Below are 22,854 nucleotides of genomic sequence, written 5' to 3'. Positions count from 1 at the left end.
TTTTTACTGAAATTAATCAAACCACCAGCATGCAATTTAAAAATAGCCTGGAGTTCGCCCGGGAGCTCGATAAACAGGATGAGTTAGCCGTATATAGAGATCAATTTATTTTTCCGCAACATAAAGGAGAGGGTGTAATTTATTTTACCGGAAATTCTCTGGGGCTGCAGCCGCGTTCAGCAAAAAAATATGTCGATGAAATTATGACTGACTGGGCTAATCTCGCTGTGGAAGGTCATTTTTATGCTGAAAAGCCCTGGTGGGATTATCACGAGCGTTTTTCAGAAAAATTAGCGAAAATTGTTGGAGCAAAACCTTCTGAAGTGACCGTAATGAATACCTTAACGGTAAATCTTCATTTGCTTATGGTTTCTTTTTACCGGCCTTCAGGAAAACGCTATAAAATTATTTGTGAGGAAAAAGCTTTTCCCAGCGACCAGTATATGATCACCAGTCAGGTACGTTTCCATGGTTTTGATCCTGCAGATGCTATTGTTCAAATTAAAAGAAGGGATGGGGAACATAATTTCAGAACAGAAGATATCAAGGCAAAGATCGCCGAGGTAGGTGAGGAGTGCGCTCTTGTGCTTATTGGTGGGGTGAATTATTATACCGGGCAGGTGCTGGATATGGAAACTATTACAAAAGCTGGCCACCATGTTGGAGCGTTTGTTGGCTGGGATCTCGCTCATGCCGCCGGAAATATAGAATTAAATCTTAGTGATTGGAAGGTTGATTTCGCAGCCTGGTGTAGCTATAAATATATGAATAGTGGTCCCGGAAATGCTTCGGGTTGTTTTATAAATGAAAAACATCACGGGATAAAAGATATTCCCCGATTTGAAGGTTGGTGGGGTCATAAAAAGGACCGACGGTTTTTAATGGAACCAGATTTTCAGCCCGAAAATGGTGCTCATGCCTGGCAAATCAGCAATGCTCCGGTTTTAGCCTTAGCGCCTTATCTCGCTTCCCTGGAAATGTTTGATGAGGTTGGTATGCCCGCACTGATAGAAAAGCGTAATAAGATTGTAGCTTACCTCGAATTCATTTTGCATGAAATTGATAAGGAAGTTGAGAGTAGTTTTGAAATTATTACGCCTTCAAATCAGGAAGAGCGCGGTACACAACTTTCGGTTTTTCTCCATGGGGAAGGAAGGGGGTTATTTACTTACCTGATGGAAAACGGAGTGATTACAGACTGGCGGGAACCCAATGTGATAAGACTTGCTCCGGCTCCTTTCTACTGTTCATTTGAAGATATGTTTAGATTTGGTCAAATTCTCAAACAGGGAATTCTCCAAAAGAGTTCCTCATAATTTTAAATTTATAGCAATGAAAAAGATCGCCATCATTTTCTTCTTGTTTTATGGATTTGTATCTGCTCAGGACAGGAATATCGATGAGGAACTTCAATTGAAACTGCAGGAGTTCACCAAAGATTTTAAAGGCATCGCCGGGGTTTATGTCTATAATCTGGAATCCGGAAAAGAGGCCGGGGTAAATGCTGATACTATATTTCCTACGGCCAGTATTGTGAAAATTCCAATTCTCATTGGTTTGTTTGATAAGATCGAAAAAGGTGAACTAAGGCTTAACGATACTCTTTTATACAGAGATTCCCGTACCTATGGAGGTTCCGGCTTAATGCAATTCTATAAGGATTCAACTAAGACAGATTTACGCACGCTCGCCGCATTGATGATCACCTATAGCGATAACGTTACTTCCATCTGGAGCCAGGAACTTGCAGGAGGAGGAGAAATGATAAATCCCCTCATGGCGGAGTTAGGGATGGAACATACCAGGGTAAATTCAAGAACCGAGGGCCGGGAAAAAATTTGGGAGAAATACGGCTGGGGACAAACTACGCCCCGGGAAATGGCCACTTTGTTAGTGAAGATCAGAAACAGGGAATTGGTTAGCGATGCCGCAAGCGATGAAATGTACCGGATGCTTAGTAATTCTTTTTACACCGATTATGCGCTCTCTCAGATCCCACCTTATATTCAAACAGCGGCTAAACAAGGAATGGTCGATAAATCCCGTTCTGAAGCCGTGATGGTAAATGCTCCTTCCGGGGATTATGTGTTTTATATCGCTACTAAAAATAACGAGGATACCTCCTGGGATTATGGAAATGAAGCCTGGGAACTGCAGCGAGAGATTTCGGCAATGCTATGGAATTATTTTGAGCCCGAAAGCCAATGGAAACCAGCGAAAAATTCCAGCCAACTTGTTAGAGGTCTGCGCTATTAATTTACCTCAATATCGCTGAAGAACAACTCGAAGCTGCCATCCGGCGATTTATGAGACCTGGCGATCTTTAGACCATTATATTCCCCGTAATCTTCCCAGGTGGTGGGCGATTCTCTACTGCCATCGGCCGATCTGTAGATCCATTCTTTGAGGATAAGATCATCTTCGTAAAAGATTTCATAACTGTCTCCCGGAGTGTATCCGCCTTCTGAAGAATATGACACAAGAATACTTTTCATCTCTTCTTTACTAATGGGGGCTTCAGCTGTCTTTTCTTCAGAAATTTCAGCATCGCTCCACACGAGTTGAAAAGGGAATAATAGCCAGTAGGAATCATTGATGAATTTCTGATCTAATTCTTTTTCATCTTCAGCAATGCTGTCATCCTGAACGTAAGTACGACTTATATCGCCTTCGGTAAGCCTAATTTCGTCAGTTTTGGTCGTCCAGGTCCAATTTCTGCTTGTCCTAACTGAGTCTCCTACTCTAACATTAAAGGTGAATTTAATTTCGTTCACATCTTCAAAATTTTCTAACCCATGTGCCTCTGCTATTTCTCTGGCTTTGGTTTTTTCCTCGTTCTCCAAAGATTCGGTTGTATTCTCACTTTGCTCATTTTTGCAGCCCAGAAAGCTAAGGATAGATAGTAATAGTATAAATTTTTTCATATAAAGGATCTTTGAGCATAAAGATAGCAGAAAATAAAATACCCTTTGAGGAACATCTCAAAGGGTATCTATACAAATTTTGTGATCGTTTATTATAATCGGCGACCGGTTAGCAGCTTATACAAAATTAAGATAACAGCGATAACGATAAGGATATGGATAATGCTTCCTAAATCAGGAAAGGCAAAATACCCTATCAGCCATCCGATTACTAATAGTACTACGATTAGCCAAATTAAATCTCTCATAATAGTGGTTTTTAGGCAACTTAGTTGCGTTGGTTAATTGATTGGATTAAAGATAATGATTTTAATTTATTTTTATAAACTGATTGGTAATGAGCTAATTATGGATTTATACCCGTAGCAAGAGGGTATAAAAATGCCCTATTATCGCAAGAATAAGCAGGATGTGAATTAGATTTCCTACTGCTTCTCCAAATCCTATGTAACCTATCAGCCAGGCGACATAAGAATTACTATAATAAGCCAAATTAGATCTCTCATTTCTATTATTAGGTTTAGTTAGTAGGACTAAATTACAATATCATAAGTACTGCGCAGTTTCATTTAACGAGTGTTTAACCTAATTGTTAAAAAATAAGGGAATTAATATTTAGCCCTGGGATTCCATTTTATTGATTTTCATTTCATAATCTTCGATAGCTTCTCTTACGGCATCTACATTATCTGAAGCCTTTTGGTGTGCTTCTTCCATCACTTTTTCCAGGTCCTTATCTGGATGCTGAAAAAGGTCTGTAATCACATGATTGACCTTATCAATTATACTTTCCTGGGAATTTTTGATGTCTTCTAATTTGTTAAGAACAGAACGCATCTGTTCCAGTTTTTGCTCATCCATTGTTTTTTCGATTTGATTATTGTTTAAATTTAGACTTTTCTCTTTCTACCTATTAGGTCCTTAACCCTGCTTTAGGTTTTTTTATAAAAATATTAGCAGATTTCCCGGTATTTGGATCAAAACAAGCTTTAGGTTTCAATAAATAAGTATTTTCGTAAACGAACCGGTGACTTTCAGTTCACTTTTCATAAGTATTTATGCAGACTCCAAAAAAAATAGCCGTCGTTGGCTCAGGCCTTGTGGGCTCACTTCTTGCACTTTATCTTCAAAAGGGCGGTCATAAAGTTGAGGTTTTCGACCGGCGCCCAGATATTAGAAATGTAGAATTTTCGGGCAGATCAATAAACCTGGCGATGTCTAACCGTGGATGGAAAGCATTACGGGAAGCAGGAATAGATGAAGAAATAAAAAGAATAGCTCTACCACTGGACAAAAGAGCCCTACATGTGCCTGATCAGCCACTTTATTTTCAGCCCTATGGAAAAAAGGGTGAAGCTATTTATTCTATATCCCGGGGAGTCCTTAACCGTAAAATGATAGATCTTGCCGAAGCAGAAGGAGTGAAATTTAGATTTGAAGAAAAGGTGTGGGATATTGATCTTGCGAACGCACGCTTATATACCGGTGAATCAGAAAAGAGTGAATGGAAGGAGTATCAATACGATCTCATTTTTGGAGCTGATGGAGCTTTCTCCCGGGTACGTCATAAAATGCAGCGCCAAAGTCGCTTTAACTATTCCCAGCATTTTGTAGATGTGGGTTATAAAGAGCTCACCATTCCTCCAAATCCCGATGGCAGTCACAAACTTGACAAAGCATCCTTCCATATTTGGCCCCGAGGGGAATTTATGCTTATCGCCATGCCTAACCTGGATGGAAGTTTTACCTGCACCCTCTTTTTGCCCTTTGAAGGAGAAATTTCGTTTGAAAGCATATCCAATCAGGCCAAGGCAGATGATTTTTTTGAAACTCACTTTTCCGATATCAAGGACGACATTTCAAACCTGAAAAGAGATTTCTTTAAAAATCCCACCAGCGCTATGGTAACCATAAAATGTTTTCCATGGACGTATGGGGATAAAGTAGCTCTGGTAGGAGATTCGGCGCATGCAATTGTTCCTTTCTACGGACAGGGGATGAATGCCGGTTTTGAAGATATTACGGTGCTTTTTCAAAAGATCAGGAAATATGGAGATAACTGGGAACAGATTTTCAGCGAATACCAGCAGGAGCGCAAACCAAATACTGATGCTATCGCAGAACTGAGCTACCGTAATTTTCTTGAGATGAGCAGTAAAACTGCAAATCCGGAATTTATGCTTCGGAAAAAGATCGAAAAGCGTTTTGGGGAAAAGTATCCTGAACTTTGGATTCCTATGTATTCCCGAGTTACCTTTTCAGATAAACCTTATACTGAAGCCTTAGCGATAGGAGATTGGCAGCGAAGTGTCATGGATGAGGTAATGGAACTACCCGAAATAGAGAAAAAATGGGATTCTCAGGCGGTGGAAGATAAAATTCTGGAGATCGTAAAGAACAAAAACTAGACTTCTTCCTCTTCCTTTAATTTTGGAGGTAATTTCAGACTTTCATAAACTCCATTCAGTGTTTCTTTGTCTTCTGTAAGTACGATTAAAATATCATTTGGTTCAATAATCGTGTTTCCATTTGGCGTAATAAACTTATCACCCCTGGAGATCATAGCGATTATAGCCTTCCGCGGAAACTTTAATTGCACTATCCTTTTTCCGATTGAATGATTATACTCAGGGATGCTTATTTCGTTTAGCAGGGATTTGGCGCCATCTGCAAGGAAAGTATCTACGGGGGATTTTGGTTTCACCTTCATGGGTAAGGCTACATGCAACCATTTCGCGACCAGGGATAAAGTTGTTCCCTGTAATAAAACTGAGGACAAGGATACAAAAAATACAATATTAAAGATCATATTAGCCTTTTCAATACCGGCAATTAGAGGATAAGTTGCAAAAACGATAGGAACCGCACCTCTAAGACCTACCCATGAAATATACCATCGCCGGCGCATTTTCATTTTAAAGAATGAGAGACTTAGCATAACCCCAAGTGGACGGGCGATAAATATTAAAAAACCGGAAATAAGGATACCAATACCTACAATAGGTAGAACCTGTGAAGGATAAACTAAAAGCCCAAGGGTAAGGAACAATACAATTTGCATTAGCCAGGCCAATCCGTCAAACATTCGCATAATTGTCTTTTTGTGAATTATGCTGTGGTTCCCCAGGTATACTCCACTTAGGTAAACGGCCAGGAAGCCATTTCCGCCAAGGACATCGGTTGCTGAAAACACTATAAACATTAACGCAATTGCCAATACCGGATAAAGGCCTTCAAAATCGAGTCTGATCTTATTAATAATGATCTTGCTGATTTTTCCCATTAAGAAACCCATTGCGGCTCCTATAAGTATTTGCTGAAGGAAAAAGGGTATTACGCTCCAAACACTCTTTTCGGGACTTAATACAAGACTTAAGAAAGCAATGGTGAGGAAATATGCCATAGGGTCGTTACTACCGCTCTCAAGCTCCAGAGTGGGCCTAAGCTTCGACTTTAAGGCCAGGTTTTTCGATCTTAGAATAGAAAATACCGCTGCAGCATCGGTAGAAGAAACGATGGCTCCCAATAGCAAAGCTTCATAAATACTAAAATCTGTGATTGCCCATACAAAAGTTCCCAGGCCTAAGGCAGTAAAGAGCACCCCTAGTGTTGAAAGAGAAATTCCTTGCCAGAGAACCGGCTGAATGCTTTTCCAGTTGGTGTCCAATCCCCCGGAAAAAAGTATAAAATTTAAAGAAACGATTCCTATAAACTGTGCGAGGCCGGGATCATTAAAATTAATTTTCCCGATACCTTCAGATCCGGCCAATATACCAACCGCCAGGAAAAGCACCAAAGTTGGTACTCCAAAACGATAAGAGGTTTTCCCTGCCAGAATACTTATAAATAATAACAAGGAACCAATAAGGAGTACATTTTCTATGGTGATATTCATCTACACTGAAATTTGTCGCTAAAAATACATTTTTTGGAGGCAGGAATAAATCTTATTCAATAAAAAAGGCAGCTGTCTGGCTGCCATTTCTTTTGAGCGATTTTAAAAAATCAGTGTTCATTTTCCTTAAGAATATCCGGGAATTTTTCCTTGAATCTATTTAGTCTCGGGATCGATACTTTTTGAATATAAGGGTTGTTGGGATTATTCTTTTCATAATTCTGGTGGTAGTCTTCTGCTACCCAGAATTTCTGAAACGGTAACACCTCAGCCGCAATTGGTTTATCGTAATTTTCGGCTACTTTTGCTTTAACCTCTTCTATTATTTCCTTTTGTTTTTCATTCTGAAAAAATATGATCGAGCGATATTGGGAACCTTGATCCGGGCCCTGGCCGTTAACCTGGGTGGGATCTTGCGAACCAAAATAGACTTCCACAAGTGTTTTGAAACTTACCACATCAGGATCGTAAATAACTTCTACAGCTTCAGCGTGGCCGGTTCTTCCGGTATTGCTTGATTCATAGGTTGGGTTTTTGGTATGGCCACCTGAATAACCTGAAACAGCCTCTTCCACACCCTCAATGCTTTCATAGATGGCTTCTACACACCAAAAACATCCGCTGGCGAAGTAGGCTTTTTCTAATCCGTTTTCGGCCGGTACTTCTACTGGTTCTGCATTGGCTATTTCAGGTTTGGTAACCGATCTTTCCTGTGCATTATTTCCACAAGAGAAGAGAAAAACCATAAGAATACTTAAAATATACTGTTTCATTTTCATTGTTTTTTGTAGGCACCTTCTAAAGTCTTCTTCCCGTAAATGGCGTAATCTACGGCCAACTCGCCGTCAATAGAAAATCCTTTCCAGTCCAATTCCATCCCTTCGGCAGTTGGAGTGATTTCCGCGATTGGTGTATTTGTATCAAAATCTTCCCAGGGAATATCTTCATTGGTGTTTTTGGCTGAAGGTTCAATATAATATACCAGGGTTGTATTTCCACTTTGAGAGAATCTCGCATTAATATACATTTCATCGTCCTTGAGGCAAAGTTCAGACTGTCCCGAAGTGACTACATCTATGCAATAGCAGCTGCAATCTGGATCACTCTCGCCGACCTTAACATATCTGTCATTGCTAATCCTAGTGGTTTCTGTTTCATAATCCCCAGTTTCAGCATTATCAGAGTTTTCAATTGGTTCTCTTTCTTCATCTTCATTGCTTACAGATGATTGCGACCTGGAATTTGGGTTTTCATAGGAATCCATTTCCTGTTCTGTTAAACGGATATCTTCAACTTCATTATTTTCCTCCTGATTTTTACAGGAAACCAGTAGAAAAACGAAACTGAATATTAATAGAAAATTTTTCATTTAGGTAGGTTTTGAGCATCTAAAGTTAGAATTAAAATGATGTATTAATGTGAAATACTTGTTAATCAATGCTTAAACACACGCTAATAAAAAAGCCCCAAACCATTAGATTTGGGGCTTTCTATAATATTTGATTTAATCTCTAACTTACCTTGGTAAATAGATTTGTCATCTTTTCTTGTTCTTCTTTAGCCAGCTCCTCATCAACAAGAATTCGCCCGCTATGTTCATCGGTAATGATCTTTTTACGTCCGGCGATTTCCATGATTACCTGTGGTGGAATAGTGAAGTACGAACCTCCTGATGCTCCACGCTCAACAGGAACTACAGCTAATCCATTCTTTACATTAGTTCTGATTCTTTTATAAGCTTTTACAAGACGCTCCTCGATATTCTTTTCAAATTCTGCAGACTTCTTGATAAGGGCTTGTTCTTCCTTTTCGGTTTCGGCAAGGATCTCGTCAAGTTCACTCTTTTTATGCTCAAGGTGTTTTTTTCTTTCTTCCAAACGTTCTCTTGTTTGTTCGATCACCTCTTTCTTCTGCTCGATTTGAGCTTTGTATTCTTTAATGTGTTTTTCTGCCAACTCTATTTCCAGTTCCTGGAATTCAACTTCCTTGGAAAGCGCATTGAATTCACGGTTGTTTCGTACATTCTTTTGCTGCTCAGAATATTTTTTAATGGTGGCTTTAGACTCGTCTATCTGGTTTTTCTTGCTTTTAATATCATTTTCTATAACCTCAATATCGGCATCATGTTTTTCTAAACGAGTATTTAATCCAGCTACTTCATCTTCCAAATCTTCAACTTCTAAGGGAAGCTCGCCACGTACGTTCCTGATTTCATCAATTCTTGAATCCACCAGTTGAAGATCGTACAATGCTCTTAACTTCTCTTCTACAGTAACTTCGTTTTTCTTTGCCATAGTTTAAATATACTTGATAGGATTGGTATTTGTCTCTGCTAAAATAAGTGCAAAATTACTAATTTTTTTTGTCAAATAAGAATGTAGCAGATTTTTTGTGTATTGCTCGCTTTCGTAGTGGCCTATATCCGCCAACACCAGCTTTTTCTCAGCTTTATAGAAATCATGATATTTGAGATCGGCCGTAATATAAACATCGGCCCCGGCGCGTTTGGCATTTTCGATAGCAAAACTTCCACTGCCGCCCAAAACGGCAACTTTTTTTACAGGTTTTTGTCGTAATTCTGAATGCCGGATACATCCCGAATTGAATATTCTTTTCACCTCCTGTAAAAAAGTTGTTTCATCCACTTCTTTCTCAAGCTCACCTATCATTCCCATACCCAAATGCTGATTAGAATTATCTAAGGTGGTTATCTCGTATGCAACTTCTTCGTAAGGATGGCTGGAGAAAAGTGCTTTTAGGATCTTTACTTTAAGATGTGCAGGGAAGGTGAGGCCTATTTGTGTCTCCTCTTCAAAGTGTACCTCTCCTTTTTGACCGATCACCGGATTAGCATCGTCATTAGGCTTAAAACTCCCTGAACCTTTTAGGTTAAAACTGCAGTTGTCATAATTCCCAATGCTTCCCGCGCCTGCATCAAACAGAGCTTTGCGTACTTCATCTGCATTCTTATTCGGAACAAAAGTGGTGAGTTTTTTTATGCTCTGAGTTCTAGGGATGAGGATTTTCCTTTTTGTTAATCCCAGTTTTTCACAGATCATATCATTTACACCTTTATGTTGATTGTCTAGCGCGGTATGAATTGCATAGATTGCGATATCATTTTTTATGGCTTTAAGTACGGTGCGTTCCACGTAATTTTTTCCGTTGAGTTTTTTTAAGCCTGAGAAAATAATAGGATGAAAACTAATGATGAGATTGCAATTTTTAGCAATGGCTTCATCTACTACTTCTTCCAGCGTATCTAGGGTGATGATCGCGCCTTTTACCTGGGTGGAAGGGTTTCCCACCAAGAGACCTACATTATCAAAATCTTCGGCGTAAGAGGTAGGAGCAAAATCTTCCAGAATATCAATAACTTCCTGAATCTGCATTTTATTTGTTTTATATTAAAAGCAGAAGCCTGCTTTTGTTATTTTAGTTTTAAGTTAGCCTAAGTTCAAATATAAATATTATAGTTCGCCCCATGGAAATTTTGAGAAAATTACTCCTGCCTTTTTCTCTATTGTACGGATTTGTAATGCTTATTCGAAATTTTTTCTACGATAGTGGAATTCTGAAATCCAAATCTTACGATTTACCAATTATTTGTGTAGGAAACCTCAATACTGGTGGTACAGGAAAATCACCAATGATAGAATACCTACTGAATGTTTTGGGAAAAGAATACCGGGTTGCCAGTCTTAGCCGTGGTTATAAACGCAAGACGAGGGGATATCAGCTTTTAAAAGGGACCGAAACGGCTTCCGAAGTAGGGGACGAACCTCTTCAATTCAGGAGGAAATTCCCACAGGCTTTGGTGGCGGTTGATGCCAGCAGGCAGAATGGTATATCCCATTTATTGAATGAAAATCCGGAAATCATTCTGCTTGACGACGCCTTTCAGCATAGAAAGGTGAAAGCGGGATTCAATATTCTACTCACTGCCTATGGCGATCTGTACCGTGATGATTTTATGCTACCAACAGGAAATTTAAGGGAACCTGAATTCGGTGCTGAACGTGCAGATTTAATCGTTGTAACAAAGTGCCCACCTAATCTTACTAAAGACGAACAGGATCGCATAAGGACTAAACTTGAATTGCGTAATTACCAGGAGTTGTTTTTTACTTCTATAAGCTATTCTGAAGAGGTGGTTTCAGTAGAAAAAAAGATGAAACTGGAAGATTTAAGAAAGGACCGGTTTACGCTTGTTACCGGTATTGCCAATCCAGCACCATTAATTGAACATTTAAAAAAGAAAAATCTGAATTTCAGGCATAAGGCATTTCGGGATCACCATAATTTCAGTAACACAGAGATTGCAGAATTGCAAAAGGAAAATCTAATCCTTACCACAGAAAAAGATTATATGAGGCTACAGGGTGAAATTCCAAATGAAAAATTATTCTATCTTCCTATTGAAGTTGCTTTTTTAAATAGGGAAATGGAATTCCTGGAAGAGATATTGAATTTTGTAAGCCCGGCCAGGCTTAATAAGTAGATTTTTCCAGAGGTTGATCTTCATCGCTCAATAATTTGTAAAGATTTTCATCCTTTAAAATTTCGCGGTAATTAAACTCATCTCCGTCTATAAGCACTCTGTTTGAAATAAGTCTTGCGCCGTGGCTGTAATCTACGTAAGTGTTAATATGCCCATTATACAAAGGTTGGATAGGCTTGCCATTTAATTTATGCCAACCGTAAATGCTCACATGTCGGGGTCGGGTGGGATCGGTTAGTTTAGTAGAAATCACCATGTCTTTTTTGGTCCCGGCGATAAAAGTGCCTGGTGGAAATCCTGAAGCTTTCATTTGAGCCTGAATTACTCTGGAATGGTCGTAGAAGATATCTGTGCTTTCATTTCTAGTGCCACGGGGAATGTAATTGAAAGGCTCTAATTTTAACCGGGCGTGCTGGTAGATCAAGTCAGAAACTTTAGGCGTTGGGAGAGACGCATTATGTTTATCAGCAAATTTTTGAGCAATATTGGGTCTTAACGGAATAATGAAATAATCCTTCTTATTCCCTACTGAAACGTAATCTGGAGAAACGAATAAACTCAATTTTCTTGAATTCCCTGAAGCGTCTTTTTGTCTCGTGGTGATCTTTTGCCAGCCCAACAGAAATTCGGGAAAGTTCCCTGAAAGAAGTTCTTTTAAAATAACTCTTTCTCTTTCCCCAGGTTCCAGCTCTCTTACTTGCTCATAAATTTCAGATCCCTTTTTTCTTTCCTGGCTCCAAACCGTGTTATATGACAAAACTGAACACGAAAGGAAAAATATGACCAAAGTGATTTTTGATTGCATTCAAAAACTTTTTTAAATAAAAAATGAGGTGCGCAGGCACCTCATTTCTTTTAGGCTAATTCAAACTATATATATTGTAATCTGCGATATATAATTTTACTAGCCCAATATTTTACAAAGGCTGTGCCAAATCTCTAAACTGTTGATTCTCTTAATGATAAATGATTGTTAATCTTATTATAGAATTCCTCAGTCTTGTATGGTTTCGGAATGATATCACTAAAACCATTAGCGTAGAATTCATCAAGGTTTTCATCTAAGGTAACCGCGGTTAGCGCTATAATCGGGATCATCTCGTTGAATTTTCTAATCTCTGCTGTTGCTTCAATTCCGCTAATTCCAGGCATGTGGATATCCATAAGAATCAGGTCAAAATTTTCTAATCTGACCTTATCAATTGCATCGGTGCCATTATCTGCTACATCGCAAATTGTGCCGTTCTTCTCGAGTATTTTCCGGGTGATCATTTGGTTGATCTTGTTATCCTCCACCACAAGAATCTTTTTACCCTTCATTATATCTGCAATTTCTTTATCGGTTTCCAGTTTGGGAAGGTCAGGTCTTGGGCGCTCTACGGATTCAAATTTTAATTCAAATGAAAAACAGGAGCCTTTTCCGAGTTCACTTTCCAGGTTAATTTCGCTACCCAACAGGGTTAGAAGATTCTTTACAATTGATAGCCCCAGCCCGGTGCCACCAAATTTTCGGTTTATTTCGGTAGAACCCTGTGTGAAATTCTCAAAAATAGCCATTTGCTTTTCTTTGGTGATTCCCTCGCCATTATCCTTTATTTCAAAAAACAACCATATAAAAGGGCCGTCTTCTTTTGTCTTTCTGACATTAATCCAGATGTCCCCATTTTCTGTGAATTTGATGGAATTACCAATAAGATTTATTAAGATCTGGGAAATCTTGAGAGGATCGCCTTTTAATTTATTTGGAATCTTCTTATCGAATTCGAAGTGAATTTTTGTTTTCTTATCATCGGCAGAATTTTTAAGCGCGATAAGCACATCAGAAATTCTTTTTTCCAGATTGAAACTGGCTTCCATAATTTCAACCTTGTTAGCTTCAAGTTTGTTGAGGTCCAAAATATTATTGATAAGAGACAACAGGTACTCACCAGAAAATTTCAGGGAGTTTAAGTGTTCTTTTTGATTTTCTGTAGGACTTTCTTCCAGTAATAAATGGGTTAATCCTGTTACCGCATATAATGGAGTACGAAGCTCGTGAGTAATGGTGGAGAGGAACTGTGCCTTAGCAAGAGAAGCTTTTTCAGCATTTTCCTTGGCTTTGGTGAGTTCGATATTTTTCTTCTGAAGTAGCTCGTTTGCTCTGGCTCTTAAATTATTGTTTTTATAAAGAGAAAGGGTGAGTAAGGAGAGAATAGTGATTAAGGCAACACTCAAAATCGTAGTTAGTTTATTTACTTTTAAGGATCGCTCCTGTTCCGCATTTTGAAGGGCCAGCTCATTGAGACTGCTTTTCATCGCATCTACTCCATACCTGGTGGTAGCATCTACCGCTAACGCCTCTTTATTCATGCTATAGATCGAATCATTAATCTCATAGCTCAGCTTAAGAAATTCAAGAGCCTGGGTGGGGTTGCCTATTGATTCATGTACCCGACTAAGCATTTTGTTTGAATTCATTAACACCCCGTTGAATCCCTGATTTATTCCAAGTTCCCGGGCTTTCTCCAGGTCGGCTAAGGCCGAATCAAAATTATTTAAACCAGCATAGGTTCTTCCCCGGTAGTAATGGAGCCGGGCGATTTCGTATAAGTCCGGATCTTCGTCGTTTTTTAAATATTCCTCTGCCTTGTTAAGATTTGACAGAGCCAGTCGAGGATTGTCATCAAGATTAAAGTTAACGATTCCGCGATTTAGATTGATAATCCCAAAATACTCGGTATTGTTATTTTTATCCGATAGACTTTCAGCGAGATCTAGATATCTGTGGGCCCGGTTTCCTTTCTTTTCTGAATTGAGGATTTTGGCATAGGTTATATAGCTATAAGCCAATCCCATATCATCATTAATTTCTCTTTGAATTGAAATAGCCCGGTTTAATTCAATTGTAGCACGGCTATATTCATGCCTGATATAATATAACTTCGCAAGTATACTACTGGTAAGAGCGATATATTTTTTGTTATCTACTGCTTTCGAAAATTCCAGGGAAGTATTCAAATGATGCATGGCATCATCGAAATCCAGAACATTTATTGAAGCTTCAGCCTCAGAAAGATGATCCTGAATTTGGGTAGTAATCTCCTCAACTTTTTCAACTTCTTGAGCTGATAAAGTTAGTGTAAACAGAATAAAAAATACCCATGTATGCGTAAAGTTCATCATTTGGGGTGGTTGGCTTCCAGCAAATTAGTTGTTAAATATAGCTAATATTCATTAACAACTGAAATTAAATCGATAAGACGGCTTGAATAACCAATCTCATTGTCATACCAACCGATTAGTTTTACCAATTTTCCGTCAATCACCGAAGTCATTTGGGCATCAAAAATACAGGAATGAGAGTTGCCCTGAATATCTATGGAGACTATTGGATCTTCCGTATAACTTAAGATACCTGTCAGATTAGAAACCGATGCTTTTTTGAAAAGCCTGTTCACTTCTTCAATAGATGTATGCTTTTTTATATTCAGCGTCATATCGGTTAAAGAACCGTTTGGCACAGGAACCCGAATTCCACAACCTCCAATTACCTTACTCAGATCTGGGAAAATATGGGTTAAAGCCTTAGCCGCCCCTGTTGTTGTTGGAATTATTGATTGTGCTGCAGCCCTGCTTCGTCTGAGATCACGGTGTGGCTTATCATGCAGGCTTTGGTCGGTGGTGTAAGAATGAACCGTTGTGATGTATGCCTGTTCAACCCCGAAATTATCATGGATAATTTTGAGCATTGGGGCAGCATTATTGGTAGTGCAGGAAGCGTTGGAAATTATTCTCTCTGAACCATCCAAAATATGTTCATTCACGCCTAGAACTACCATTTTGATCTTTTCATCTTGGGGAGGAACTGAAAGGATCACTTTTTTTACACCTTCTTTTAAATGGTGCTGCAGATCTTCAGATGTTTTAAACTTTCCGGAGGATTCAATTACATAATCCACTTTATAATCATGCCAGTTTAACTCCTTTGGATGAGATTTGTTCAGCAGTTTTACGGAGGTTCCGTCTATACTGAATCCCCCTTCAACAGTTTTCACTTTATTTTTTAGAACCCCGTGAATACTGTCGTATTTCAGTAAATGAATGAGAGTAGGAGCATCTGAAATATCATTAATTGCAACCACCCGAATATTTTCGTGTCCAATTAATAATCTGAATAGGTTACGTCCTATGCGGCCAAAACCATTAATGGCTATATTAATTTTTGCCGCCATAAAAAGCTCTTACTTAGTTTATATGTTTTTGTGCTTTATAAGAGGAGCGTACCAAAGCGCTGCTTTCAACATGGCGGAAACCGAGATCCAGTCCAATAGCTTCGTATTTTCTAAATTGGTCAGGAGTCACAAACTGCTTAACCGGTAGATGTTTTTTACTTGGCTGAAGATATTGGCCAATAGTAACAACATCAACTCCTACTTCTTTCAAATCGTGGAGTGTTTGAATTACTTCGTCTTCCTGTTCTCCAAGACCAAGCATAATCCCCGATTTTGTTCGGTTTATCCCTTGTTGTTTGAGATAACGTAGAACTTCCAGGCTTCGTTCGTATTTTGCCTGAATTCTAACCTCACGGGTTAAACGCTTTACGGTTTCCATATTATGGGAAACAACTTCAGGAGCAACTTCAATTATTCGGTCTATATTTCTTTCATTTCCCTGAAAATCTGGAATAAGAGTTTCCATGGTAGTTTCAGGATTCATTCTCCTAATCGCTTTAATGGTTTCTGCCCATAGAATAGATCCCATATCTTTAAGATCATCCCGATCTACGCTGGTTATAACCGCATGCTTAACTTTCATGAGTTTAATAGAACGGGCCACTTTTTCAGGTTCGTCCCAATCTACTGTCTCCGGTCTTCCGGTTTTCACCCCGCAAAATCCGCAAGAGCGGGTACATATATTCCCCAGAATCATGAAAGTGGCCGTACCTTCACTCCAGCATTCGCCCATGTTAGGGCAGCTTCCTGATGTGCAAATGGTATGCAAATCATACTTATCAACAAGGTTACGTAATTCGGTGTATTTTTTACCGGTGGGCAACTTTACTCTTAACCATTTTGGCTTGGCAGTTTTCCTGGTTTCTTTAGGGGAAATCGTCTCTGTACTCATAGCAAAATTCAATTGTTCAAAGATACAATAATCTGTTTAACTGCATAAATTGGACAGCCTTTCTTGGAAATGCTTACAGTTTGTTTCTGTTTTCTATAATTTCGGCCAAAAGCTTCTTGGCTCTTAGGAGTTTAACCTTTACATTATTCATGGGTTCATCAAGGCTCTCAGCGATTTCCTTGTATGATTTCTCCTGAAAATATCTAAGATTTATCACCTCTTGATAATGCGGCTTAAGCTGCTTGATATCGGTGAGCAGCTGCGCAAGATGCTGTTCCTTTATGAGTTTGTCTTCAATTGTGGGAGTTTCATCAGCGATACTCTTCACTTTAATTACATTTTCTGAAGTCATTTTAGACCTAATGGAAGCGTTCTTTTTTCTGAAGAGATCCACTTGAATATTTTTTGAAATAGCTATAAGCCAGGTGCTGAATGAATAATTCTCGTCAAAAGTATGGATTTTGTTGAAAGCTTTGGAAAAAGTTTGAATAGTGATGTCTTCAGCTTCATACTCGTCTCTGGTTTTTTTAAGCTGAAAACCGTACACATCATTCCAGAATTTATCAAGCAAATAATTAAAGGCGGACTGGCTCCCATTTTTTGCAGCTTTAATCCTGGTAAGCAGCTCCTCCCGGTTTATTTCCAATGTTTAGGTTTTGAGAAAATATTAGCGATAAAAATGCTCAGTTGCGAAAAGATTAAAAATACTTCTAAAAACGGAAATAACCAAACCACATCTGTTTCCCCAAGTTTACGGGCAGATTTATAGTAAATAAGAAATTCTGTGATGAGAACGATACCCAAAACTGAAAGTAAAGTCACAGGGTAAACCTGCATAATTAAAAGTATTATGAATAAAAGCCAGAATAATAATCTCGAACTATAGAACAAGCCGAGCAATAATTTATGTTGCTGTTTGTATTGCCCTGCAATAGAAGCGTGTCTTCGTTTTTGCTGAAACCATTCTTTAAAGGTTGTTTTGGGAACACTTCGGGTTATGCCTTCCTTTTGAAAGCAAATAGCAGTATTGGTAGAAGTGGCAGCTTCATTAACAAAAAGATCATCATCTCCCGAACGCAGGTGTAAATGACTGGCAAAACCCTTTTGAGCGTAAAATTCTTCTGAAGTGTAAGCAAGATTCCGGCCTACACCCATATAGGGGCTGCCTAGCCTGGCATAAGAGAAATACTGAATTGCTGTGAGCAAGGTTTCAAACCGAATTAATTTATTCAGAAGAGAATTTTTGTGTTTGAAATAACCTCCGTAGCCTAGGATAATACTTTTGTCCTTGCTGAAATGCTGTGCCATTCCCGAGATCCATTTCTTAGACTGGGGAGCACAGTCGGCGTCAGTAAATAAGAGGTGAGAATTCTTTGCTTTTTTAATGCCCAGAGTAAGGGCGTATTTCTTATTCGCCCAAAAAGCTTCGTTATTCTGAACATTGACAATTTGAACCCGGCCGTCTATCTTTTGAAAATTCTCAATAACTTCCAGGGTATTATCGGTGGAAGCATCATTAATCACCACCACTTCAAAATCGGAGTAATCCTGTTCCAGAATAATTGGAAGAAAATTCTTTAAGTTCTCAGCTTCATTTTTGGCACAAATCACTACTGAAACCGGTAAATCAGTTTCTAAAGATTCCTGCTTTCTGGCGTTAGCGAACGAGAAAAAGGCCAGGAAAAAAATGAAGTTGATTAAACTGAAAAGTAAAAATAGAGTGAGTAAAGTTAGGGCCATTTAGGTTATGGTCTATTTTCCTCCTTTATCAGTACTGCAATTACCCATCTCTTCGGGCATCTTTCCACAAAAACTACATGAATCTCCATCTTTATTTAAATATGGACTCTGACTGGCACAGGTTCCGGCAAATTTACCGTCCTTTTTACTCCAGATTTTTATAGCTAAGCCTGCAAATGCAAGGGCTAGTAATATGATACTTATTATAAATAATTTCATGATGATAAATTTCTTTTGCAAAAATAACAATAAAAAGAGGACTGGTAAAATTCTAATCCACATTAGGAAAAGGTTTACACTATTTAACTAAAGATTATGCGTAATATCCTAATAATCTTAATGTTGCGGGCTATATTTGCAAGTTGATAACTAAAAAACTAAATTATGAAAATCACAAAACTTGTAGTTATACTATTTGTGGGAATTTTTGTCCTTACTTCGTGTGAGGATGGTAAGAAAAATGCAGAAAAAGAAAAAGAAAGGATAGAAAGAGAGGAAGCTGAAAGAGCTGCCGAACTAGAGGAAGAAGAGGAACGTATGGAATGGGAAGCCAATAGTATAGCGGCTAAAACCATGGAGGAGGATTCCCTCAGTTCACTGGCTAGTGCTATGCAAAACGCAGAACTTTCCCAAACTTTTACAGAAGAAAAGGGGCCTTATACGGTTTTTGCACCCACTAATGCAGCTTTCGAGAAAGTAGATCAAGCCACTCTCGATACATTAATGAGCGATTCACACAGGCAAGAACTAGGCGATGTGCTTAAATATCATGTTGTAGAAGATGAGATCACTGCCGAAGAACTTTCTGAAAGAATTGACGAGGGTAATGGAGAGTACACTTTAACTACACTTAGTGGCGCCGAACTAACTGCAATGAAAAGCGGGGACGATATCCTGCTTAAGGATGAAAATGGTAATACCGCCAGGATAACCAGAACCAATATAGAAGCCTCTAACGGGGTGATCCATCAAATTGATGGAGTGGTGATGAGAAAATCTTAAGCTATTTAATACCAAACAATAATCTCAAAAAACCCGCTATAAAAATTATGGCGGGTTTTTTTATGCCTTTAAAACAAAGTAAAAAAAAAGCTTCATTTTCTGTAAAGAAAATGAAGCTCCTCTAATAAGGCGTTTAGCCTCGCTAGATTCAATATTTCCTACACTGGGATTATCCAGATCAGGTTATGCGGGTATAATCTCAGCCTAAGCACCCCGATATTGATATAGTAAAGATAAATTATTATAAAGGGAAACATTAATAATTAAATCTTAAAAATCAGGAATTTAAGTGTAAGAGATGTTAAATGTTTTCTTATAATATACCTAAAAAATATTCACTTCAGGTTCCAGGTTAATGCCGAATTCCGTGTGTATTTTATTTTGGATCTCCCTGGACAAGTCCAATAATTCTTCTCCCGTAGCCTCTCCATAATTTACAAGAACAAGCGCCTGGTTTTTATGTACTCCGGCATCACCTCTACGATAGCCTTTTAATCCTGCCTTATCAATCAACCAACCAGCCGGCACTTTTACTATATTTTTCCCCATAGGGTAACAAGGAATTTCGGGATAGGTCTCTTTTAGTTTTAAATATTCACTCTTCTCTATCACCGGATTCTTGAAAAAACTTCCACTGTTCCCAAGCACGCGTGGATCTGGTAATTTTGCTTGGCGAATATCGATTACAGCATTAGAAACATCCTTTATTCCCGGTTTATTTATCTTTTGACTGGCTAACCAGCTGTTAATTGCTCCATAACCGGTACGTAATTCATGATTCTTTTTGCTTAATCTAAATCTTACTGAAGTAATAATATATTCCCCTTTCAGACTTTGTTTAAAAACGGAATTTCTATATCCGAACTTGCAATCCTCAGACTTAAAATTCTTTTCTTCCAGAGTTTGAACTTGGATTGCGGTGCAGGAATCAAAAACGTCTTTCAGTTCCACTCCGTAAGCACCAATATTCTGAATTGGAGCTGTGCCAACATTGCCGGGAATAAGGGAGAGATTTTCCAAACCGCCAAAATCCTGTTTTAGAGTCCACAGTACAAATTGATGCCAGTTTTCCCCTGCACTGGCTTCAACTACTACCTCGTCTTCAGTTTCAAAAATAATACGCTTTCCCGTTAATCCTATGTGAAGCACGGTTTTGTTTATATCCCGGGTAAGCAACATATTACTGCCCCCACCCAGGATAAATAATTCTGATGAATAGGTTTGCTGAAGCACCTTCTTTAATTCTTCAGAAGAGGAAACTGAAATAAACTTCCTTGCTTTTACGTCTATGCCGAAAGTATTATACGCCTTTAAAGAGATGTTTTCAGAAACCTGCATATCAATTTACTTATTGTATTGCTTCAAGGCGGCCCCCAAAATTTCAATAGCTCTTATCAAATTTTCTTTTTTCAATACATAAGCTATGCGAACCTGGTTAAGTCCGGTATTTGGTGTTGAATAGAAACCTGCGGCAGGAGCTACCATGATCGTTTCATTATTCATTTCAAATTCTTCGAGTAACCATTGCGCAAAAACGTCGGCATTTTCTATCGGAAGTTCTGCGATACAGTAAAAGGCTCCCTTTGGTTTTGCTACTTTAACGCCTTCTATTTTTTCAAGGCCTTCTATTAATAAATTTCTTCTGCTGGTATATTCTTCGATAACCTCGTCAAAATATTCCTGGGGAGTATCTAATGCTGCTTCACTGGCAATCTGGGCAAAGGTTGGAGGGCTAAGACGAGCCTGTGCAAATTTCATGGCTGTTTTCATCACCTCTTGATTTTTCGAAACAAGGCAACCTATCCTGGCGCCGCACATACTATAACGCTTGGAAACAGAATCTACCATAATGGCGTTCTGCGCAAGCTTAGGAATGCTCATGATGGAGTGATGTTTTACACCATCGTAAGCAAATTCCCGGTACACCTCATCGGCTACGATAAAAAGATCGTGTTTTAGTGCAATTTCTGCGAGTTGCTCGATTTCTTCCTTAGTATATAAATAACCGGTAGGATTCCCCGGATTACAAAGTATAATTGCTTTGGTTTTGTCGCTAATCAGAGCTTCAAAATCTGATATGGGAGGTAAAGCGAAATTGTTCTCTATGGAGCTTTTAATAGGTACAATATTTACTCCTGAAGCAGTAGCAAAACCATTGTAATTGGCGTAAAATGGTTCAGGGATAATTACTTCGTCTCCCGGGTCGGTAATGCTTCCCATGGCAAACATCAAAGCTTCTGAACCTCCTGTAGTTACGATGATCTCATCTGCGTTTACCGGGATATCATTTCTCTTATAATAAGCAGCCAATTTAGTGCGATATGATTCAAAACCTGCTGAATGACTATAAGACAATACTTCAATGTCATTTGTTTTTACTGCATCAAGCGCAGCCTGAGGAGTTTTTATGTCGGGCTGGCCAATGTTTAATTGATAGATAATACGACCTTTTTTGATAGCTGCTTCGGCATAAGGAACCAGCTTCCTTATAGGAGATTCGGGCATGTTTTTACCCTTATTGGAAATATTCGGCATGACTTACGTTTTTATTGGTATGCAAAAATGCAAAATTAATGTCACAAAGTTAGTCCGTTGGGGAGCATTATTTGAGAAGCAAAACGATTTTCAAAAGTGAAATCAAAAAGGTAGGCGAAGAAGTTAATTGTGGTTTATTTTTTTAAAAAGGGAATAAAAAAACTCCCGCTGTTTACGGGAGTTTTAGCTTTCAGAAAAGAATTCTACGATTTATCTTCGTCAATAACTTTTCCTTTAATCTTTAGAGCCTTGGTAGGAACATCGGCATTAGAATAAACGGTAACGGTTTTCCTAATGGGGCCTACACGTTTGGTGTCGTATTCAACTTGAATTTCCCCGGTTTCACCCGGCATAATCGCTTCTTCCGGTTTCTTAGGAATTGTACATCCACAGCTGGACGTAACATTTTCGATCACTAAAGGTGCGTTCCCGACATTGGTGAATTCAAAAACACGAACCCCGTCACTTCCTTTTTTTATTTCGCCATAATCAATAGTTTCTGATTTAAATTCCATTTTAGCGGTATTCTGAGCGGTGGCAACACCAACCCCGGCTAAAACAAAAACGGCGATTGCAATTAACTTCTTCATATCTCATAATTTAGAAGCCTTTGTAAGTATCAACTTTTAAAGACTTTGGTTGAACATAGCCCTGGAAAGGGCATAATAATTTAGTTTTTTCGGAATAGTAAAGATAAGCTGAAATTGAGTTATCCACAAAATTATATTCAATTCAACTTCTTTTAAATTCCTTAACTAATGGTTACTTTTGCCTTTATTTTCAAAAACCAGACCAATTATGGCGATAGCTTCCAAATATAACGCGAAACAAGTAGAGGAAAAATGGTATAAATACTGGATGGAAAATCGGTATTTTCATTCTGAAGTTGACCAGCGTGAGCCTTATACCATTGTAATTCCACCTCCAAATGTGACTGGCGTTTTACATATGGGCCATATGCTGAATAACACCATTCAGGATGTATTGGTTAGACGTGCCCGGCTTAAAGGTTTTAATGCTTGCTGGGTTCCCGGAACAGATCATGCTTCTATTGCTACTGAAGCAAAAGTAGTCGCCAAATTAAAAGCTGAAGGAATTGATAAAAACAGCCTCACCCGTGAGGAATTTCTACAACATGCCTGGGAATGGACGCA

25 protein-coding genes and 1 riboswitch are annotated in these 22,854 nt (G+C 38.7%); of the genes, 6 read left to right on the top strand and 19 right to left on the bottom strand.

Annotated features, from left to right (window positions below):
- The first annotated feature begins 29 nt into the window (after positions 1 to 29).
- Positions 30 to 1,316 (top strand): kynureninase, encoded by a 1,287-nt coding sequence (gene kynU, locus ACESK1_RS04185; RefSeq protein ID WP_372918227.1) that lies wholly within the window; start codon positions 30 to 32, stop codon positions 1,314 to 1,316.
- Between the two features lie 16 nt (positions 1,317 to 1,332).
- On the top strand, positions 1,333 to 2,256 hold the full coding sequence (locus ACESK1_RS04180) for a serine hydrolase (protein ID WP_372918225.1): 924 nt from the start codon (positions 1,333 to 1,335) through the stop codon (positions 2,254 to 2,256).
- Here ACESK1_RS04180 and ACESK1_RS04175 read toward each other — a convergent pair.
- The 4 genes from ACESK1_RS04175 to ACESK1_RS04160 form a co-directional block, all read right to left on the bottom strand.
- A complete protein-coding gene (locus tag ACESK1_RS04175) occupies positions 2,253 to 2,924 on the bottom strand; it encodes a hypothetical protein (protein WP_372918223.1) in 672 nt (223 codons plus the stop codon). The two genes, ACESK1_RS04180 and ACESK1_RS04175, sit on opposite strands and share 4 nt — an antisense overlap.
- Positions 2,925 to 3,016: 92 nt before the next feature.
- Positions 3,017 to 3,172, bottom strand: a complete 156-nt coding sequence (locus tag ACESK1_RS04170) for a lmo0937 family membrane protein (protein WP_106197114.1) — start codon at positions 3,170 to 3,172, stop codon at positions 3,017 to 3,019.
- Positions 3,173 to 3,278: 106 nt separating this feature from the next.
- Positions 3,279 to 3,416 carry a lmo0937 family membrane protein gene (locus ACESK1_RS04165; protein ID WP_372918221.1) on the bottom strand — a complete coding sequence of 46 codons (138 nt, stop codon included), beginning with the start codon at positions 3,414 to 3,416 and terminating at the stop codon, positions 3,279 to 3,281.
- A gap of 123 nt (positions 3,417 to 3,539) precedes the next feature.
- The gene (locus ACESK1_RS04160; RefSeq protein ID WP_372918219.1) at positions 3,540 to 3,785 is read right to left on the bottom strand and encodes a hypothetical protein; all 246 of its coding nucleotides are present in this window, start codon (positions 3,783 to 3,785) and stop codon (positions 3,540 to 3,542) included.
- 197 nt (positions 3,786 to 3,982) lie between these two features.
- Between ACESK1_RS04160 and ACESK1_RS04155 the strand changes: the two genes are divergently transcribed.
- Positions 3,983 to 5,332, top strand: a complete 1,350-nt coding sequence (locus ACESK1_RS04155) for an FAD-dependent oxidoreductase (protein WP_372918217.1) — start codon at positions 3,983 to 3,985, stop codon at positions 5,330 to 5,332.
- On the opposite strand, the gene ACESK1_RS04150 is transcribed toward ACESK1_RS04155, so the two are convergent.
- From ACESK1_RS04150 to ACESK1_RS04130, 5 genes are all read right to left on the bottom strand, one after another.
- Positions 5,329 to 6,819: a potassium/proton antiporter gene (locus tag ACESK1_RS04150; protein ID WP_372918215.1), complete on the bottom strand. Its 1,491-nt coding sequence runs from the start codon at positions 6,817 to 6,819 to the stop codon at positions 5,329 to 5,331. The two genes, ACESK1_RS04155 and ACESK1_RS04150, sit on opposite strands and share 4 nt — an antisense overlap.
- Positions 6,820 to 6,929: 110 nt before the next feature.
- Positions 6,930 to 7,592 carry a peptide-methionine (S)-S-oxide reductase MsrA gene (gene msrA, locus ACESK1_RS04145; RefSeq protein ID WP_372918213.1) on the bottom strand — a complete coding sequence of 221 codons (663 nt, stop codon included), beginning with the start codon at positions 7,590 to 7,592 and terminating at the stop codon, positions 6,930 to 6,932.
- Between the two features lie 2 nt (positions 7,593 to 7,594).
- Positions 7,595 to 8,188 carry a hypothetical protein gene (locus ACESK1_RS04140; protein WP_372918211.1) on the bottom strand — a complete coding sequence of 198 codons (594 nt, stop codon included), beginning with the start codon at positions 8,186 to 8,188 and terminating at the stop codon, positions 7,595 to 7,597.
- A gap of 142 nt (positions 8,189 to 8,330) precedes the next feature.
- Positions 8,331 to 9,113, bottom strand: coding sequence for a zinc ribbon domain-containing protein (locus ACESK1_RS04135; RefSeq protein ID WP_372918209.1), 783 nt, complete (start codon positions 9,111 to 9,113; stop codon positions 8,331 to 8,333).
- Positions 9,114 to 9,116: 3 nt separating this feature from the next.
- Positions 9,117 to 10,211, bottom strand: a complete 1,095-nt coding sequence (locus ACESK1_RS04130; RefSeq protein ID WP_372918207.1) for a Nif3-like dinuclear metal center hexameric protein — start codon at positions 10,209 to 10,211, stop codon at positions 9,117 to 9,119.
- 92 nt (positions 10,212 to 10,303) lie between these two features.
- Here ACESK1_RS04130 and lpxK point away from each other — a divergent pair, with 92 nt between their 5' ends.
- Positions 10,304 to 11,320 (top strand): tetraacyldisaccharide 4'-kinase, encoded by a 1,017-nt coding sequence (gene lpxK / locus ACESK1_RS04125; RefSeq protein ID WP_372918205.1) that lies wholly within the window; start codon positions 10,304 to 10,306, stop codon positions 11,318 to 11,320.
- On the opposite strand, the gene ACESK1_RS04120 is transcribed toward lpxK, so the two are convergent.
- The 7 genes from ACESK1_RS04120 to ACESK1_RS04090 all read right to left on the bottom strand — a co-directional run bounded on the left by ACESK1_RS04120 (position 11,310) and on the right by ACESK1_RS04090 (position 18,382).
- Positions 11,310 to 12,125 (bottom strand): hypothetical protein, encoded by an 816-nt coding sequence (locus ACESK1_RS04120; protein ID WP_372918203.1) that lies wholly within the window; start codon positions 12,123 to 12,125, stop codon positions 11,310 to 11,312. The genes lpxK and ACESK1_RS04120 overlap by 11 nt on opposite strands.
- A 134-nt stretch (positions 12,126 to 12,259) precedes the next feature.
- Positions 12,260 to 14,482, bottom strand: coding sequence for an ATP-binding protein (locus ACESK1_RS04115; RefSeq protein ID WP_372918201.1), 2,223 nt, complete (start codon positions 14,480 to 14,482; stop codon positions 12,260 to 12,262).
- A 41-nt stretch (positions 14,483 to 14,523) separates the two neighbouring features.
- Positions 14,524 to 15,531 (bottom strand): type I glyceraldehyde-3-phosphate dehydrogenase, encoded by a 1,008-nt coding sequence (gene gap / locus ACESK1_RS04110; protein ID WP_372918199.1) that lies wholly within the window; start codon positions 15,529 to 15,531, stop codon positions 14,524 to 14,526.
- A gap of 13 nt (positions 15,532 to 15,544) precedes the next feature.
- Positions 15,545 to 16,423 (bottom strand): lipoyl synthase, encoded by an 879-nt coding sequence (gene lipA / locus ACESK1_RS04105; protein WP_372918197.1) that lies wholly within the window; start codon positions 16,421 to 16,423, stop codon positions 15,545 to 15,547.
- 73 nt (positions 16,424 to 16,496) lie between these two features.
- Positions 16,497 to 17,069: an RNA polymerase sigma factor gene (locus ACESK1_RS04100; RefSeq protein WP_372918195.1), complete on the bottom strand. Its 573-nt coding sequence runs from the start codon at positions 17,067 to 17,069 to the stop codon at positions 16,497 to 16,499.
- Positions 17,060 to 18,163, bottom strand: coding sequence for a glycosyltransferase (locus ACESK1_RS04095; protein ID WP_372918193.1), 1,104 nt, complete (start codon positions 18,161 to 18,163; stop codon positions 17,060 to 17,062). Before ACESK1_RS04095 ends, ACESK1_RS04100 begins: the two co-directional genes overlap by 10 nt.
- A gap of 12 nt (positions 18,164 to 18,175) precedes the next feature.
- On the bottom strand, positions 18,176 to 18,382 hold the full coding sequence (locus ACESK1_RS04090; protein WP_372918191.1) for a membrane or secreted protein: 207 nt from the start codon (positions 18,380 to 18,382) through the stop codon (positions 18,176 to 18,178).
- Between the two features lie 165 nt (positions 18,383 to 18,547).
- On the opposite strand from ACESK1_RS04090, the gene ACESK1_RS04085 reads away from it, so the two are divergent.
- Entirely contained in the window at positions 18,548 to 19,165 is a 618-nt protein-coding gene (locus ACESK1_RS04085) for a fasciclin domain-containing protein (RefSeq protein WP_372918189.1), read from the top strand.
- 138 nt (positions 19,166 to 19,303) lie between these two features.
- Positions 19,304 to 19,391, bottom strand: a riboswitch (TPP riboswitch).
- 98 nt (positions 19,392 to 19,489) lie between these two features.
- Here the strand turns inward: ACESK1_RS04085 and murB are convergent.
- From murB to ACESK1_RS04070, 3 genes are all read right to left on the bottom strand, one after another.
- Positions 19,490 to 20,503, bottom strand: coding sequence for a UDP-N-acetylmuramate dehydrogenase (gene murB, locus ACESK1_RS04080; protein WP_372918187.1), 1,014 nt, complete (start codon positions 20,501 to 20,503; stop codon positions 19,490 to 19,492).
- A gap of 6 nt (positions 20,504 to 20,509) precedes the next feature.
- Positions 20,510 to 21,700, bottom strand: coding sequence for a pyridoxal phosphate-dependent aminotransferase (locus ACESK1_RS04075; RefSeq protein WP_372918185.1), 1,191 nt, complete (start codon positions 21,698 to 21,700; stop codon positions 20,510 to 20,512).
- 203 nt (positions 21,701 to 21,903) lie between these two features.
- The gene (locus ACESK1_RS04070) at positions 21,904 to 22,290 is read right to left on the bottom strand and encodes a DUF1573 domain-containing protein (protein WP_372918183.1); all 387 of its coding nucleotides are present in this window, start codon (positions 22,288 to 22,290) and stop codon (positions 21,904 to 21,906) included.
- A gap of 208 nt (positions 22,291 to 22,498) precedes the next feature.
- On the opposite strand from ACESK1_RS04070, the gene ACESK1_RS04065 reads away from it, so the two are divergent.
- Positions 22,499 to 22,854 (top strand): class I tRNA ligase family protein (locus tag ACESK1_RS04065; protein ID WP_372918181.1); only part of this gene is annotated, 356 nt, incomplete at its 3' end.

The organism is Salegentibacter sp. (assembly GCF_041642575.1).
Classification (GTDB): Bacteria; Bacteroidota; Bacteroidia; order Flavobacteriales; family Flavobacteriaceae; genus Salegentibacter.
The sequence above is the reverse complement of the archived record's forward strand: the minus strand, read 5'-3'. Positions and strand labels throughout refer to the sequence as shown.